The organism is Escherichia fergusonii ATCC 35469 (assembly GCF_000026225.1).
GTDB lineage: Bacteria > Pseudomonadota > Gammaproteobacteria > Enterobacterales > Enterobacteriaceae > Escherichia > Escherichia fergusonii.
In genome coordinates, this window is sequence record NC_011740.1 from 3,021,050 (window position 1) to 3,036,070 (window position 15,021).

Genomic DNA, 15,021 nt, shown 5'->3' on the forward strand with positions numbered 1-15,021 from the left:
AATTTGTATTCCCGGTAACATTTCTGCTACCGGGAATAGTTAATTAACGACCTGTCGCTACTTTAGGGCGTTTCTTCGCACCAGCATTCACCGGACGAGACTGCGTAGACGACGCTTTCTTTGCCGTAGCTGGCGTCTGACGCTGGGTCGCCATCGGCGTATGTTTGGTCAACGCCGGGCGGGTATTGCGGTTCTGGCGACGCGCTTCACGCATCTCTTCAATGGTTGGCGCAGGCACTAAACAATCACGACGGCTGCCAATCAGATGCTTTTTACCCATCGCTTCCAGCGCCTGGCGAATTAACGGCCAGTTTGCCGGATCGTGGTAACGCAGCAACGCTTTATGCAAACGACGCTGCTTGTCACCCTTCGGCACGAAGACGTCTTCACTCTTATAACCGATCTTCGCCAGCGGGTTTTTCCCGGTGTAATACATGGTGGTTGAGTTAGCCAACGGCGACGGGTAGAAGTTCTGTACCTGGTCGAGACGGAAGCGATGCTTTTTCAGCCACAGCGCCAGATTCACCATATCTTCATCACGCGTACCGGGGTGTGCCGAGATGAAATACGGGATCAGATATTGCTCTTTACCTGCCTGTTTCGAGTAGGTATCGAACAGCTCTTTAAAGCGGTCATAGCTGCCCATGCCCGGCTTCATCATCTTCGACAACGGCCCTTCTTCGGTATGTTCCGGGGCAATCTTCAGATAACCGCCAACGTGATGGGTCGCCAGCTCTTTGATATAGCGCGGATCTTCCACGGCGATGTCATAACGCACGCCGGAAGCGATGAGGATCTTTTTAATGCCTTTCAGATCACGCGCGCGGCGATAGAGGTTGATCGTCGGTTCGTGGTTAGTGTCCATATGAGGACAAATATCCGGGTAAACGCACGATAAACGGCGGCAAGTCTGCTCGGCACGCGGCGATTTGCAGCGCAACATATACATGTTGGCAGTTGGCCCGCCGAGATCGGAAATCACGCCCGTAAAGCCTGGTACGGTGTCGCGGATCGCTTCAATCTCGTTGATGATCGAATCTTCCGAACGGCTCTGAATAATGCGACCTTCATGCTCGGTAATAGAACAGAAAGAACAGCCGCCAAAGCAGCCACGCATAATGTTGACCGAGAAACGAATCATTTCGTAAGCCGGAATTCGGGCATTACCGTAAGCCGGATGCGGCACGCGCTTGTACGGCAGCGCAAAGACGCTGTCCATCTCTTCGGTAGAAAGCGGGATGGCAGGCGGGTTGATCCATACATAGCGGTCGCCATGTTTTTGCATTAGCGCACGCGCGCAGCCGGGGTTGGTTTCGTGGTGCAGAATACGTGAAGCATGAGCGTACAGGACTTTATCGCCCTTCACTTTCTCGAAAGAAGGCAGCAATACGTAAGTTTTTTCCCACGGTTTCGGGCGCGGTGGCTGCACGGTTACGGCTTTCGCTTCCTGCTTTTTCGGGGCCACTGGTTTGTTATCCGCGCACGGCAAATCTTCGCCATACGGATGCGGGATTGGGTCGATTTTCCCAGGGGTATCAAGACGGGTAGAATCCACGCCGCTCCAGCCAGGCAGCGCCTCTTTCACGATAATCGCGGTATTACGCACATCACGGATTTCACTAATCGGCTCGCCCATCGCCAGACGATGCGCCACTTCCACCAGCGGACGCTCACCGTTACCGAACATCAGCATGTCGGCCTTAGAATCCACCAGCACTGAACGGCGTACGGTATCGGACCAGTAATCATAATGTGCGGTACGACGCAGACTGGCCTCAATACCGCCGAGGATCACCGGTACATCTTTCCACGCCTCTTTACAACGTTGGGTGTAAACCAGTGTGGCGCGATCCGGGCGCTTACCCGCAACGTTATCTGGCGTGTAGGCATCGTCATGACGCAAACGGCGATCGGCAGTGTAACGGTTGATCATCGAGTCCATGTTGCCTGCGGTAACGCCGAAAAACAGATTCGGTTTACCCAGACGCATGAAATCGTCTTTGCTGCTCCAGTCTGGCTGGGCGATGATCCCGACACGAAAGCCCTGCGCTTCCAGCATACGACCGCAAATCGCCATCCCGAAGCTTGGGTGATCAACATATGCATCACCTGTTACCAAAATGATGTCGCAGCTATCCCAGCCAAGTTGATCCATCTCTTCACGTGACATCGGCAAAAACGGTGCCGGTCCAAAACAGGCGGCCCAGTACTGCGGCCAGGAGAACAGATCGCGATCCGGTTGGATCAAGGAGATAGAGCTCATTTTGCTTCCAGAAATGGTAAAAAAATAATCAAAGGCCGGGGATTATACGCTGTATCGCGCGCGGAAATGAAGTGGTGTTGATGAAAGGTTACGAAATACCCTGGTGAGCGTTTTTCACAGCTCAGCCATAGCAAACACATTTAAGGCTAGCGGTATCGTGGCAACTGCCGTTACTATTTATGCCGATCAGCAACGCTCAAGTCATGTTGCACGATGATCGGCTATCCGAGGACACCCACAGTAAGGCTAGGTATGGAACAGGTTATTACAAAGCGCCGCTATTACGATATTGGTCTACAGATTGAGGAGTTGCTGTATTCAGGCGTATTTAAAGCCGGAGAGCGCCTACCTTCAGAACGTGAACTGAGCGAGCGGTTTAATACCAGCCGAACTACCATTCGTGAAGCCATCATTATGCTGGAACTGAAAGGCGTGCTGAATGTGAAGCAAGGGTCAGGGATCTTCTTTGTTGATTCCACCGATAAGCTCAATCAGAAATCCTTGATGCCTTATTCAGAAATTGGCCCGTTTGAACTGTTACAGGCACGTCAGGTAATTGAGAGCAATATTACCGGTTTTGCTGCCAGCCAGATCAGCTTTAACGAGTTACAAGAGTTGAAGAAAATCATTGGATTACAGGAAAAGGCTATCGCTGCGGAAAGCGATAAATTTGAAGAACTGGATCATCGTTTTCATAGCATTATTGCCGAAGCAACGCAAAATCGGGTACTCATCAAACAAGCCGCTGAATTATGGCGGGCAGTGCGCACAGAAAACCCCCGCTGGAAGAAACTTAACTACAAGTACCTGCATGAAAAGCATTTGCGTCTGCAATGGCTGGAAGATCACCGGGCTATTTTCCTGGCTCTGCAACAGAAAGATTCAGAGCTCGCCAGGGAAGCGTCCTGGAGACATCTGGAAAACAGCAAAAATGAACTGATCAAAATCTTCAAACAAGACGCTTCCATCAGCGATTTTGATGACTTTTTCTTCGCTCGTTAACCTTCATTAGTCCAGAGCTGGCGTGAAAAATGACGCTGGCTCTGCGTTGCACCCTCCACTGGTACACGCTCTCTTCTCAATTGGTCTAATAAATCGATTATCATCAGATATCTTAGATTAGCGGCAATTATCCCAAAAACTGACCTCTAAAAAACTTTCCTTTCATTTTATTCATATAACTCATTGATACAGATATAAATAACGCCTTGTTGTTCTGTTTCGTACTTTTGCCTTTCTCTGCAAGCGTGATGCATCTCTCTGTTTTTGGTCTAGTGAATTATGTAAATTGGTCTATACACACCAGCTACCAGGAGTAAGAGCATAATGTCAGGGAACGAAAGTATCGCTGTCGCCCACTATGATCAGGTAACCACCTGGCCTCGGGACGAGTTACAGGCAGATATTGTCCATATTGGTTTTGGCGCTTTTCATCGCGGACACCAGGCTGTCTACATGGATCTCACTAATCAGCTTTCGGACACCCGCTGGGGGATCTTTGAGATCAACCTTTTTGGTGATGCTCAACTGATTGAAAACTTAAATGCGCAAAATGGGCTGTTTTCGGTTGTGGAAACATCTGCATCGCAATCTACCTCACGCCTTGTGCGTTCGGTGACTGGCGGTATTCACACCCCCGTGGATGGCATTACCGCAGCAATTCAGAAATTGACTGAACCTCAGGTAACAATCGTTTCATTAACCATCACCGAGAAAGGCTATTGTCTCGATTCGCAAACGCGATCACTTGATCTCACCAATGGATTAATCAAACACGATCTACAAAACCCGGATGCGCCTCAGTCGGCTATTGGCTTGATCGTCTGTGCTTTGCAACAACGTAAAGCGGCAGGACTCGCCGCTTTTAGCGTGCTCTCCTGTGACAACTTGCCAGACAATGGGCATCTGACGCGAAATGCCGTTCTCGGTTTTGCCCGACAACTGGACCAGCCCCTGGCTCAGTGGATCGAAGAAAATGTCTCATTTCCAGGCACGATGGTAGATCGTATTGTTCCGGCAATGACCGAATCGCAATTCGCCTTACTGGAAACTAAAACCGGTTATGCCGATCCCTGCGGGATTGTCTGCGAATCATTTCGCCAGTGGGTGATTGAAGATAATTTTGTGCATGGGCGACCGGAATGGGATAAAGCAGGCGCGATGTTTGTCAGCAATGTTCAGCCTTACGAAGAAATGAAGTTACGCATGTTAAACGGTAGCCATTCATTTCTGGCCTATAACGGCTCACTGGCTGGCTATGAATTTATCTGGCAATGCATGGAAGACGCTGATTTTCGTTCCATTACCCGCCAGCTGATGATTAATGAACAAGCCCGAACACTTAATCCAGACTTAAATATCGACGCCCATGAATACGCCGACCTGTTAATTGAACGCTTTAGCAACCGTAATGTTGCACACCGTACCGGGCAAATTGCTATGGACGGTTCGCAAAAGCTTCCCCAGCGAGCGCTGACTCCCTGGCTGAAATTGCATCAGCAAAAACAAAACAATGCTGTTCTGTCACTGCTCGTGGCTGGTTGGTTGCATTATGTCATTGAAGCTGTTGAGAAAAGCCAGTCTGTCGCTGATCCAATGAATGAACAATTTCAGGCGCTAATAAAGGAACAACAAGACGCATGGCAACAGGCGCTCGCATTACTGCACCTTAGCGCCATATTTGGTGATTTAAGCAACCATCAGCCATTTATAAATGAAATAAAAATCGCATTTGCGAATATAAAAAACAAAGGCATCAAGGCCACCATCAGCCAATTATTATCGGATGAGCAGAAATGAAAACATTAATTTGTCAGCAGCCTGGCGTTATGGAATATGTGGAAAAGGATATTCCCACATCAGCAGATAATGAAGTGCTGTTAAAAATCAAAGCTGTGGGTATTTGTGGTACTGATATTCACGCTTTTGCCGGCAGACAGCCTTTTTTTAGCTACCCACGTGTATTAGGTCATGAAATATGCGCCGAAGCGATTTCGCGAGGCAGTCAGTGCCAAACAGCACAGCCAGGCCAGCGCTATTCCGTCATCCCATGCATTCCGTGTGGCGAGTGCGCAGCCTGTCGGGAAGAGAAAACGAACTGCTGCGAACGTGTTTCGCTGTATGGCGTGCATCAGGATGGGGGTTTTAGTGAATACCTTGCGGTACGTGAAGACAACCTTGTGCCGCTCCCTGACGAGGTAAGCGACAGCGCCGGAGCATTGGTTGAATGTTTCGCCATTGGTGCACATGCCGTTCGTCGGGCTGAGATCAAGGCTGAACAAAACGTACTGGTGATTGGCGCCGGGCCAATCGGTCTGGCTACCGCAGCCATCGCCAGGGCTAAAGGGGCGCATGTTGTTGTTGCTGATATTGATTGTCAACGTCGCCAGCACGTTGTGGATCATCTGGCTATTAATGCCTTCGATCCCACACAGGAAGATTTTATTGTCGCGCTTCGTGAGGCCTTTGGAGGCGAACTGGCTTGCGTAGTACTGGATGCGACGGGAAATAAAGCTTCAATGAGTCAGGATGTAAATCTTATTCGTCATGGCGGCAAAATTGTTTTCATCGGTTTGTATATTGGTGAACTCGTTATTGACGATCCGACCTTCCATAAAAAAGAGACAACTTTACTCAGCAGCCGCAATGCCACACGGGAAGATTTTGCGTTGGTGATTGAACTGATGCGCAGCAATAAAATTCACGAAAATTTAATGAAAAACCAGGAGTTCGATTTCTTTAGTGTTGGCGAAGATTACCAACGTAACGTTGTAGAAAATAAAAATATGGTCAAGGGTGTGATCACTTTTTAAGGGAACAAATATGACAACTGTTTATGTCAGTGAAGATAATTTAAAATCACTGGTGCACCACAAATTACATACCGCCGGGCTGGATCCTGACACTGCACAACAGGTGACAGATGTTTTAGTACATGCCGATATTACAGGTGTGCATTCACATGGAGTTATGCGTGTTGAACATTATTGCACCCGCCTTGCTGCCGGAGGGTTAAATAAAGCCCCGCAGTTTAGCATTGAGCAAATTTCACCGTCAGTGGCAATTCTCGACTCTGACGACGGAATGGGGCATTCGGCATTAATTAGCGCCACTGAGCACGCTATTAAACTGGCCCAGGAAGAGGGTCTCGGTTTTGTTAGCGTTAAAAATACGTCTCACTGTGGCGCGTTATCTTATTTTGCAGAGATGGTCACCAACAAAGGGTTGGTTGCTATCGTAATGACGCAAACCGATACCTGCGTGGCTCCCCATGGCGGCGCCGAGCGCTTTTTGGGTACTAACCCCATCGCCTTTGGTTTCCCGGTGGAAAACAGCCATCCGATGATTGTTGATATGGCGACCAGTGCCACGGCTTTCGGCAAAATACTTCATGCAAAGGAAACCGGAAAACATATTGGTGAAGGGCTGGCGATAGATAAAGACGGTTATGGCACCACTGATCCGCATAAGATTGAAAACCTGCTACCTTTCGGCCAACACAAAGGTTCAGGCATTGCGCTGGCTATTGATGCACTGACTGGTGTGCTGATGAATGCGAATTTTGGTAACCATATTGTTCGCATGTATGGTGATTATGACAAGATGCGTAAGCTGGCAAGTTTGGTTATTGCCATCGATCCGAAAAAGCTCGGCAATCCTGTTTTTGCAAAAACCATGGCGCAAATGGTCACGGAACTGCATGCCATTAAACCAGTTCCCGGTGTCGAAAAAGTGTTAGCACCGAACGATCCGCAAATGCACTACAAAGAAAAATGCCAGCAGGAAGGTATTCCGGTTCCGGCAGGAATATTCCATTATCTGGCAGAGAATTAATTACTACTTTTTATTATAACGATAGAAAAGCGCTGTATTTATCGTTTCTGTTATATTAACCAGGAGCAGGATATGAAAGCACTTCGTCCTCTGACGGCATCGCTTATGTTGTTAACCAGTTGTTTATTAATTTCCAATACCACACTGGCGAAAACAACATTAAAACTGAGTCATAATCAGGATAAAAGCCATGCTGTCCATAAAGCATTAAGCTATTTAGCGGATAAAACCAAAGAGTATTCTAATGGTGAATTAGTTATTCGCATTTACCCAAATGCGACATTAGGTAATGAGCGTGAATCACTGGAGTTAATGAATTCTGGTGCATTACAGATGGTAAAAGTTAATGCCGCATCACTGGAGTCTTTTGCCCCGGATTACAGCCTTTTCAGTCTGCCGTTCTTATTCCGCGACCGTGATCACTATTATCGTGTTCTGCAAAGTGATTTAGGTAAAAAAATACTTAAGTCATCAGAGAGCAAAGGTTTTGTTGGTATTACGTATTATGACGGCGGTGCGAGAAGTTTTTACGCCAATAAACCGATTACAAAACCTGAAGATTTAGCAGGAATGAAAATCAGGGTTCAACAAAGCCCCAGTGCTATTGCAATGATGAAAGCACTTGGTGGTGTCGCCACTCCTATGGCACAGGGCGAACTCTACACCGCACTTCAGCAAGGTGTGGTTGATGGCGGAGAAAACAGTACCGTAGTTTATTCCGATATGCGTCACGCCGAAGTCGCAAAAATCTATTCACGTGATGAACACACCATGGTACCTGATGTGTTAATTATCAGCACCAATGTGTTGAATAAACTTGGTGATAAAGAGCGCACGGCATTATTAAAAGCAGCCGATGAGTCCATGATGCAGATGAAGGACGTCATCTGGCCTGCGGCTGAAAAAGAAGCCTACGACAAAATGAAAGGGATGAACGCAACAGTTGTTGATGTTGATAAATCCGCTTTCAAAGAACGCGTCAAACCGTTATACGATGAATTCAAGGCGAAAGATGCACAATCCGCCAAAAACCTTGAGCAAGTAGAAAGTATGTAACCCTAATGGGCAGGTAATTCCTGCCCTTTCATGGAAAACTTATGCGAACACTCACTCATATTCTTAATAAGATCCTTGCCGGATGTTGCTGCATTATTCTCGCCATTATGGTGTTCTGCGTAACCTGGCAAGTTATTGCACGTTTTATTTTTAACGCTCCCAGCACTGTGCTGGATGAGTTCACCCAGATTTTATTTATGTGGATGATTTTACTTGGCGGTGTATATACAGCGGGGTTAAAAAAACATCTGGCCATTGATTTGTTGGCTCAAAAACTTCCGGCTGCATCAGTTCTGACGCTTGACAGTTTTATCCAAATTATTATTACGACCTTTGCGGTTATTTTCATGATCTATGGTGGGAATATTGTTGTTGAAAAAGCACAACATGTTGGACAAATCTCTCCAGTATTAAAATGGCCGATGGACAAAGTTTATTGGGTTATGCCTGTCAGTGGACTGATTCTGGTCTGGTATTCAGTAATGAATATTATTGACAACTATCGCAAACGGAATTCTCATTAACGAGGGAAGTATGGACTTTGAATATTTCTACCCCGTCTTAATTTTATTTGGCAGTTTTGCCGTCATGCTGGCAATAGGTGTGCCCATTACTTTTGCTATTGGCCTTTCTTCACTGTTATCAATTATTACTGCATTACCACCCGATGCCGCCATTTCTGTGATTTCGCAAAAGATGACAGTGGGACTGGACGGCTTTACGCTATTAGCCATTCCCTTCTTCGTATTAGCCGGAAACATTATGAATACCGGTGGCATCGCCCGACGACTGGTTAACCTGGCACAAGCATTAGTTGGGCGTCTTCCTGGCTCACTGGCTCATTGTAATATCCTCGCGAATACATTGTTTGGTGCGATTTCAGGTTCAGCCGTTGCGTCAGCCGCAGCGGTAGGTGGGATTATGTCACCTCTGCAGGAAAAAGAGGGCTATGATCCGGCGTTCTCTACGGCGGTTAATATTGCCTCTGCACCTATTGGCCTGATGATCCCACCGAGCAATGTGTTGATTGTCTATTCCCTCGCCAGTGGAGGTACTTCTGTTGCAGCATTGTTCTTAGCCGGATATCTGCCAGGCATTCTCACCGCTGCTGCTTTAATGTTTGTGGCTGCACTTTATGCACGACGGAACCATTATCCAGTAGCCGAACGCATCAATTTTCGTCAGTTTTTATACGTATTCCGCGAATCAATTCCCAGCCTGATGCTTATTTTTATCATTATTGGCGGTATTATCGCAGGGGTATTTACGCCCACAGAAGCATCGGCAATTGCGGTAATTTATAGTTTAGTCCTGGCAATGATATACCGTGAAATCACCATCAAGAAACTCAATGACATCCTGTTAGACTCCGTAGTAACCAGTTCAATTGTTTTGTTGCTGGTAGGCTGTTCAATGGGGATGTCATGGGCCATGACGAATGCTGATGTTCCTGAGTTGATCAACGAACTGATTACCAACGTTTCGGATAACAAATGGGTCATTCTTCTTATTATTAATATCACTCTGTTGATCGTCGGTACCTTTATGGATATCACACCGGCGATCCTAATATTTACGCCTATTTTCCTGCCGATCGCCCAGCATCTGGGGATCGATCCCATTCACTTCGGCATTATTATGGTTTTCAACTTAACTATTGGCCTTTGTACACCACCTGTTGGCACCATTCTGTTTGTGGGTTGCAGCATTGGTAAGGTCAGTATCGACAGGGCAATTAAACCATTAATGCCGATGTTTCTGGCGTTATTTGTGGTAATGGCAATGATTTGTTATTTCCCACAACTTAGTCTGATGCTGCCAGGATTATTTTCGAACTGACAGCAATGTTGAGTGTTTAAAGTGGGCCGGGTATATTGCCTGGCCTACCTTGATTATTGTGTTGCTCAGGCTCTATGACTCAATGGCCATTACATGCAGCCAATTAACTACACCAGTTCTAATTGAAGAAGTATTGCCAGCATGAAGAATACTTTTCCATTTCAATTTATGGCTGATATTAAAGCAGCAGACATCCTTGTCCGGTAAATCTTGTTAAGGCGCGGGATTCACCAACAGCTGCCCAATCGAACCTCGATCGGCCATCTCCAGGGTCTGGCTATTAAAGTAGAACGGGAAATGTGCCCAGGAAGGCTGCCCATAATAGACCAACAGTTCCACCTGGCCGTCTACCCAGACGGTATCTTTCCAGCCGCGATCTTCCGGGAACGGCATGGCGCCGTTAACGTTGCGGATTAAGAATGAAACCCCTTCAATATGGAATGCCTGCGGCATATCGGCGCGAACTGTCCAACGCTCCCATGAACCTTGCTGAGCAGTGATATCAATGCGATTAACATCCCACAGCTGACCGTTGATACCCGGATCATCACCAAGACTGATATCACGACTACGAATTGGTGCCCCAGTGAGGATCCCGGTCGGTAACAGGCGCATCGGTAAGGTGTCAGTCACCAGCGGTAACAAGCCCGTCGGACGCAGCGTTAACACCAGCGTAGAAACCAGAATGCTTGAAGGCTCGAAGAAACCACGAATACGGTCCACGATACTTGCTGCTTCACCACAGGTAATCGACACCTCTTCACCATTGGTCATATCCACCAGGATTTCGCGACGCTCACCAGGTGCCAGCGAGAGCTGCTTCACCGAAACCGGGGCAGGGAGAAATCCCTGGTCGCCGGAAATTACATGCAAGTTACGTCCATCGCTCATCTGCAACTGATAGCGACGTGAGTTGGATGCATTCAGTAAACGCAGACGTACCCAGCCACGTGATACTTCAACGTACGGGCTTTGTACGCCATTGACCAGTAAGGTATCGCCAACAAATCCACCACTTCCAGGCTCGCTATACTCCGGCGAACCAAAGTTATCCAGCCGTTTATCCTGGATAATCACCGGGAAGTCATCGACACCATAATGATTAGGAATCGGCAGCGATTTACTGACTTCATCTTCTACCAACCACATTCCAGCAAGACCGTTATAGACCTGCTGCGCGGTACGGTTAGGTGTGTTGGCGTGATACCACAACGTTGCGGCGCTCTGACGAATCGGTAGTACTGGCGCCCAATCTGCGTTTGGCGACATCATGCGCGCCGGGCCGCCCATCAGTGGCCCCGGCACCTGTAACCCGGCAATGGTCATGGAGACATTTTCCGCCAGGCGGTTGCTGTAAATCAGTTTAACGTCGTCGCCTTTCCAGACACGAATAGTCGGCCCAAGATAGCGACCATTAATCCCCCAAACGGCCGCGCGAGTTCCTTGCATAAAGGACCAGTGCGTGCGTTGTAGAGTCAAGAAAAGTGGCTGTCCACGGCGGGATTCCAGCAACGGAGGCACAGGTAATGGCTGTTGCTGCCCGGCAGCATTTGCCCTCAGCGGAACCGCCCCTGCACAGAGTGCGATCCCCGATGCCTGAATGAACTGACGCCGACTGAGTGACATATAAGCTCCATGTGAAACTGGCTAAAGTAACAGCAGAAAATCTTTTCCTGCAAAAACAAAATGATAAATCAGATCTTGCCGGATGCTTCTCGTTCCGCAACTTCTTTGTCGAGTTCAGCAATCTTTTGTTCCATCAGTGAACGGCAGTAAGCCGCCAGTTCACGAACCTGATCTTTCCCATACTGGCTGACATCCACTGGCGGTAGCATCTCAACGATAACTAAACCGTTATTCAGTCGGTTAAGATTAATCTTATTCGAAGTTGTCGAAACACACACGGGAATAATCGGTACTCCGGCGGCAATTGCGGCATGAAACGCGCCAGTTTTAAATGGCAGCAAACCACGTCCACGACTACGCGTACCTTCCGGGAACATCCAGATTGAAATACGGCGTTTTTTAAAGTGATTCACGACTTCTGCAATCGTGCCGTGCGCTTTGGCGCGGTTGTTGCGATCAATCAGCAAGTTACCGGTTAACCAATAGAGCTGCCCAAAGAAAGGGATCCACAGCAGACTTTTTTTACCAACAGTGACGGTAGGCGGCTGCACGATATTCGATGCCGTGACCATGTCGTAATTATTCTGATGGTTAGCAATGTAGATGGCATTACCGTAATTCTCTGCGTCTGCAGGTTTACGGCACTCCACTTTCAGACCAAATAAAGGGGCAAGGCGACCAAACATATGACCGAAAGTGGCGACGTGCTTCGGATTGCGCGGGCTGAAAAGGCAATAAATTGAACCAAATACACAAACCAGAATACTGTAAATTACGGTAATAATAAGACGAAAAATATATAGCATAACAACCTCTGAAGGCCTAAGAGCCTGGCATTCTACGTCACCTGAAATCAGGTTAGGGCATTGTTAAATGGCTCTACGAAAAGCGTATTGTTAATCGCAACGCATGAATAAACAACGGTTTCAAGGGAATTTTTCTTGTTCATCCTGTCTGGACAGGTTGTGGTAACCCCAGACTGGAAAGATGCTTACGCCGCTGATCAGTACCCTGCCTCTGCAAACTGACAGGGTTTACTAAATCAGCGGCGTTGTACTTACTCTTCGCTGTCGCCGCTACTGGCCTGACGAGGCGAATCAATTTCAATGCGGTCAATACGCTGCAAACCACGCATGAGCGTACCACGACGACCACGCTCACCTGTCACTTTCTGCAACTCTTCCGGGCGCAGTTTGATTTTGCGTTTGCCAACATGAATAGTCAGCGTGCTTTGTGGTGGCATGACGTAAAGATGTGCCAGGCCATCTTCCCCACGCGCCGCTTCCGCAGATGGAATATTGATGATCTTATTCCCCTTCCCTTTCGACAACTGCGGTAAGTCACTAACCGGGAACATCAGCATACGGCCTGCGTGAGTAATTGCCAGAAGCATGTCAGTTTCACTTCTAATGACAAGCGGAGGCATAACGCGCGCATTTTCTGGCAATGTAATCATTGCCTTGCCGGTGCGGTTACGCGCCACCAGATCATTAAAGGTGCAAACGAAGCCGTAACCAGCATCTGAAGCCATCAGCAGTTTTTGATCGTCGCTTTCCATCAGCATGTGATCAATAGTCGCGCCAGGGGGGAGTGTCAGTTTACCGGTTACGGGTTCACCCTGACCACGGGCGGAAGGTAGTGTGATCGGATCAATGGCGTAGCTACGTCCGGTTGAGTCAACAAACACCACCGGTTGGTTGCTCTTACCTTTCACTGCCGCTTTGTAGCTGTCACCTGCTTTGTAGCTCAAGCCTGGAGCATCAATATCGTGCCCCTTAGCGCTACGCACCCAGCCCATCTGTGACAACACAATCGTTACCGGTTCAGACGGCAGCATATCGTGCTCGCTCATTGCTTTTGCTTCTTCGCGCTCATGCAACGGTGAACGACGATCATCGCCATAGGCGTCAGCATCGGCCTGTAACTCTTTTTTCAACAGAGTGTTCATTTTGCGTTCGGAAGCCAGAATACCCTGCAGCTGGTCGCGTTCTTTTTCCAGCTCGCTCTGCTCACCGCGAATTTTCATCTCTTCCAGTTTGGCAAGATGACGCAATTTCAGTTCGAGGATCGCTTCCGCCTGAGTTTCAGTCAGCCCAAAACGCGACATGAGTGCCGGTTTAGGTTCATCTTCGTTACGAATGATCTCAATGACTTCGTCGATATTGAGAAACGCCACCAGCAAACCTTCCAGGATATGCAGGCGTTTAAGCACTTTCTCCAGACGATAATTCAGGCGACGACGCACAGTATCGCGACGGAAAGCCAGCCATTCGGTGAGGATCTCCAGCAGGTTTTTCACCGCCGGGCGACCATCCAGGCCAATCATATTCAGGTTGATGCGATAGCTTTTTTCCAGATCCGTAGTGGCAAACAGGTGATTCATGACCTGCTCCATATCTACACGGTTGGAGCGCGGCACAATCACCAAACGGGTCGGGTTTTCGTGATCTGACTCGTCGCGCAGATCATCTACCATCGGCAGCTTTTTGTTACGCATTTGCGCGGCGATCTGTTCCAGCACTCGTGCACCAGAAACCTGATGGGGCAATGCAGTAATCACCACCGCACCATCTTCTTTCTTCCAGACTGCACGCATACGCACCGAACCACGACCGTTTTCGTAGATTTTGCGGATCTCTGCACGCGAGGTAATGATCTCCGCCTCTGTGGGATAATCCGGTCCCTGGACGATATCCAGCAGCTGTTCGAGCGTGGTTTTAGGCTCTTCAATCAAAGTGATTGCTGCTTTTGCCACTTCGCGCAGGTTATGCGGCGGAATATCTGTCGCCATCCCCACCGCAATACCGGTAGTACCGTTCAACAGAATATTCGGCAGGCGCGCAGGCAACATTTTCGGTTCCTGCAACGTGCCATCGAAGTTTGGCACCCAGTCTGCGGTACCCTGCCCCAGTTCACTGAGCAGCAGTTCAGAATATTTCGACAGACGAGATTCGGTATAACGCATTGCCGCGAAAGATTTCGGATCGTCTGGTGCCCCCCAGTTTCCCTGACCGTCAACCAGTGGATAACGGTAAGAGAAAGGTTGTGCCATTAATACCATCGCTTCATAGCAGGCACTGTCGCCATGCGGATGGTATTTACCCAGAACGTCACCGACAGTACGGGCAGATTTTTTAAACTTGGCGCTGGCATTCAGCCCCAGTTCTGACATCGCATAAACAATACGACGCTGAACAGGTTTCAAACCATCACCAATGAAAGGCAACGCCCTGTCCATGATGACGTACATGGAGTAATTCAGATAGGCGTTTTCCGTGAATTCATGCAGCGCAAGGCGCTCTGCCATATCGCTCATTAATTGTGATTCCTCAACTCAAAAGCCCGCTGTTTAAGAGGCAATATTGCCGCCGATAGTACCTTATCTGCCGCGTTGAGTCACAAAG

At 48.3% G+C, this 15,021-nt stretch carries 11 protein-coding genes; 7 read left to right on the top strand and 4 right to left on the bottom strand.

What is annotated here, in order from left to right; translation table 11 throughout:
- Window positions 1-43 precede the first annotated feature (43 nt).
- Window positions 44-2,263, bottom strand: a complete 2,220-nt coding sequence (locus tag EFER_RS14880; RefSeq protein WP_000095188.1) for a YgiQ family radical SAM protein — start codon at window positions 2,261-2,263, stop codon at window positions 44-46.
- Window positions 2,264-2,515: 252 nt separating this feature from the next.
- Between EFER_RS14880 and EFER_RS14885 the strand changes: the two genes are divergently transcribed.
- The 7 genes from EFER_RS14885 to EFER_RS14915 all read left to right on the top strand — a co-directional run bounded on the left by EFER_RS14885 (window position 2,516) and on the right by EFER_RS14915 (window position 9,991).
- The gene (locus EFER_RS14885; RefSeq protein ID WP_000438651.1) at window positions 2,516-3,265 is read left to right on the top strand and encodes an FCD domain-containing protein; all 750 of its coding nucleotides are present in this window, start codon (window positions 2,516-2,518) and stop codon (window positions 3,263-3,265) included.
- Window positions 3,266-3,589: 324 nt separating this feature from the next.
- Window positions 3,590-5,062 carry a mannitol dehydrogenase family protein gene (locus tag EFER_RS14890; RefSeq protein WP_000016332.1) on the top strand — a complete coding sequence of 491 codons (1,473 nt, stop codon included), beginning with the start codon at window positions 3,590-3,592 and terminating at the stop codon, window positions 5,060-5,062.
- Entirely contained in the window at window positions 5,059-6,075 is a 1,017-nt protein-coding gene (locus EFER_RS14895) for a zinc-binding alcohol dehydrogenase family protein (RefSeq protein WP_000853933.1), read from the top strand. The genes EFER_RS14890 and EFER_RS14895 overlap by 4 nt, the downstream gene beginning before the upstream one ends.
- Before the next feature lie 10 nt (window positions 6,076-6,085).
- Complete coding sequence (locus tag EFER_RS14900; protein ID WP_000214529.1) at window positions 6,086-7,096, top strand: Ldh family oxidoreductase; 1,011 nt, start codon at window positions 6,086-6,088, stop codon at window positions 7,094-7,096.
- A 72-nt stretch (window positions 7,097-7,168) separates the two neighbouring features.
- Window positions 7,169-8,152 (top strand): TRAP transporter substrate-binding protein, encoded by a 984-nt coding sequence (locus EFER_RS14905; RefSeq protein ID WP_000645956.1) that lies wholly within the window; start codon window positions 7,169-7,171, stop codon window positions 8,150-8,152.
- Window positions 8,153-8,193: 41 nt separating this feature from the next.
- Window positions 8,194-8,676, top strand: coding sequence for a TRAP transporter small permease (locus EFER_RS14910; protein ID WP_001259749.1), 483 nt, complete (start codon window positions 8,194-8,196; stop codon window positions 8,674-8,676).
- Window positions 8,677-8,686: 10 nt separating this feature from the next.
- The gene (locus tag EFER_RS14915) at window positions 8,687-9,991 is read left to right on the top strand and encodes a TRAP transporter large permease (protein ID WP_024256529.1); all 1,305 of its coding nucleotides are present in this window, start codon (window positions 8,687-8,689) and stop codon (window positions 9,989-9,991) included.
- Between the two features lie 213 nt (window positions 9,992-10,204).
- Here EFER_RS14915 and ftsP read toward each other — a convergent pair whose 3' ends face one another.
- From ftsP to parC, 3 genes are all read right to left on the bottom strand, one after another.
- On the bottom strand, window positions 10,205-11,617 hold the full coding sequence (ftsP, locus tag EFER_RS14920) for a cell division protein FtsP (RefSeq protein WP_000059407.1): 1,413 nt from the start codon (window positions 11,615-11,617) through the stop codon (window positions 10,205-10,207).
- 68 nt (window positions 11,618-11,685) lie between these two features.
- A complete protein-coding gene (gene plsC / locus EFER_RS14925) occupies window positions 11,686-12,423 on the bottom strand; it encodes a 1-acylglycerol-3-phosphate O-acyltransferase (protein WP_000965705.1) in 738 nt (245 codons plus the stop codon).
- Window positions 12,424-12,674: 251 nt separating this feature from the next.
- Window positions 12,675-14,933: a DNA topoisomerase IV subunit A gene (gene parC, locus EFER_RS14930; protein ID WP_001281867.1), complete on the bottom strand. Its 2,259-nt coding sequence runs from the start codon at window positions 14,931-14,933 to the stop codon at window positions 12,675-12,677.
- Window positions 14,934-15,021 lie beyond the last annotated feature (88 nt).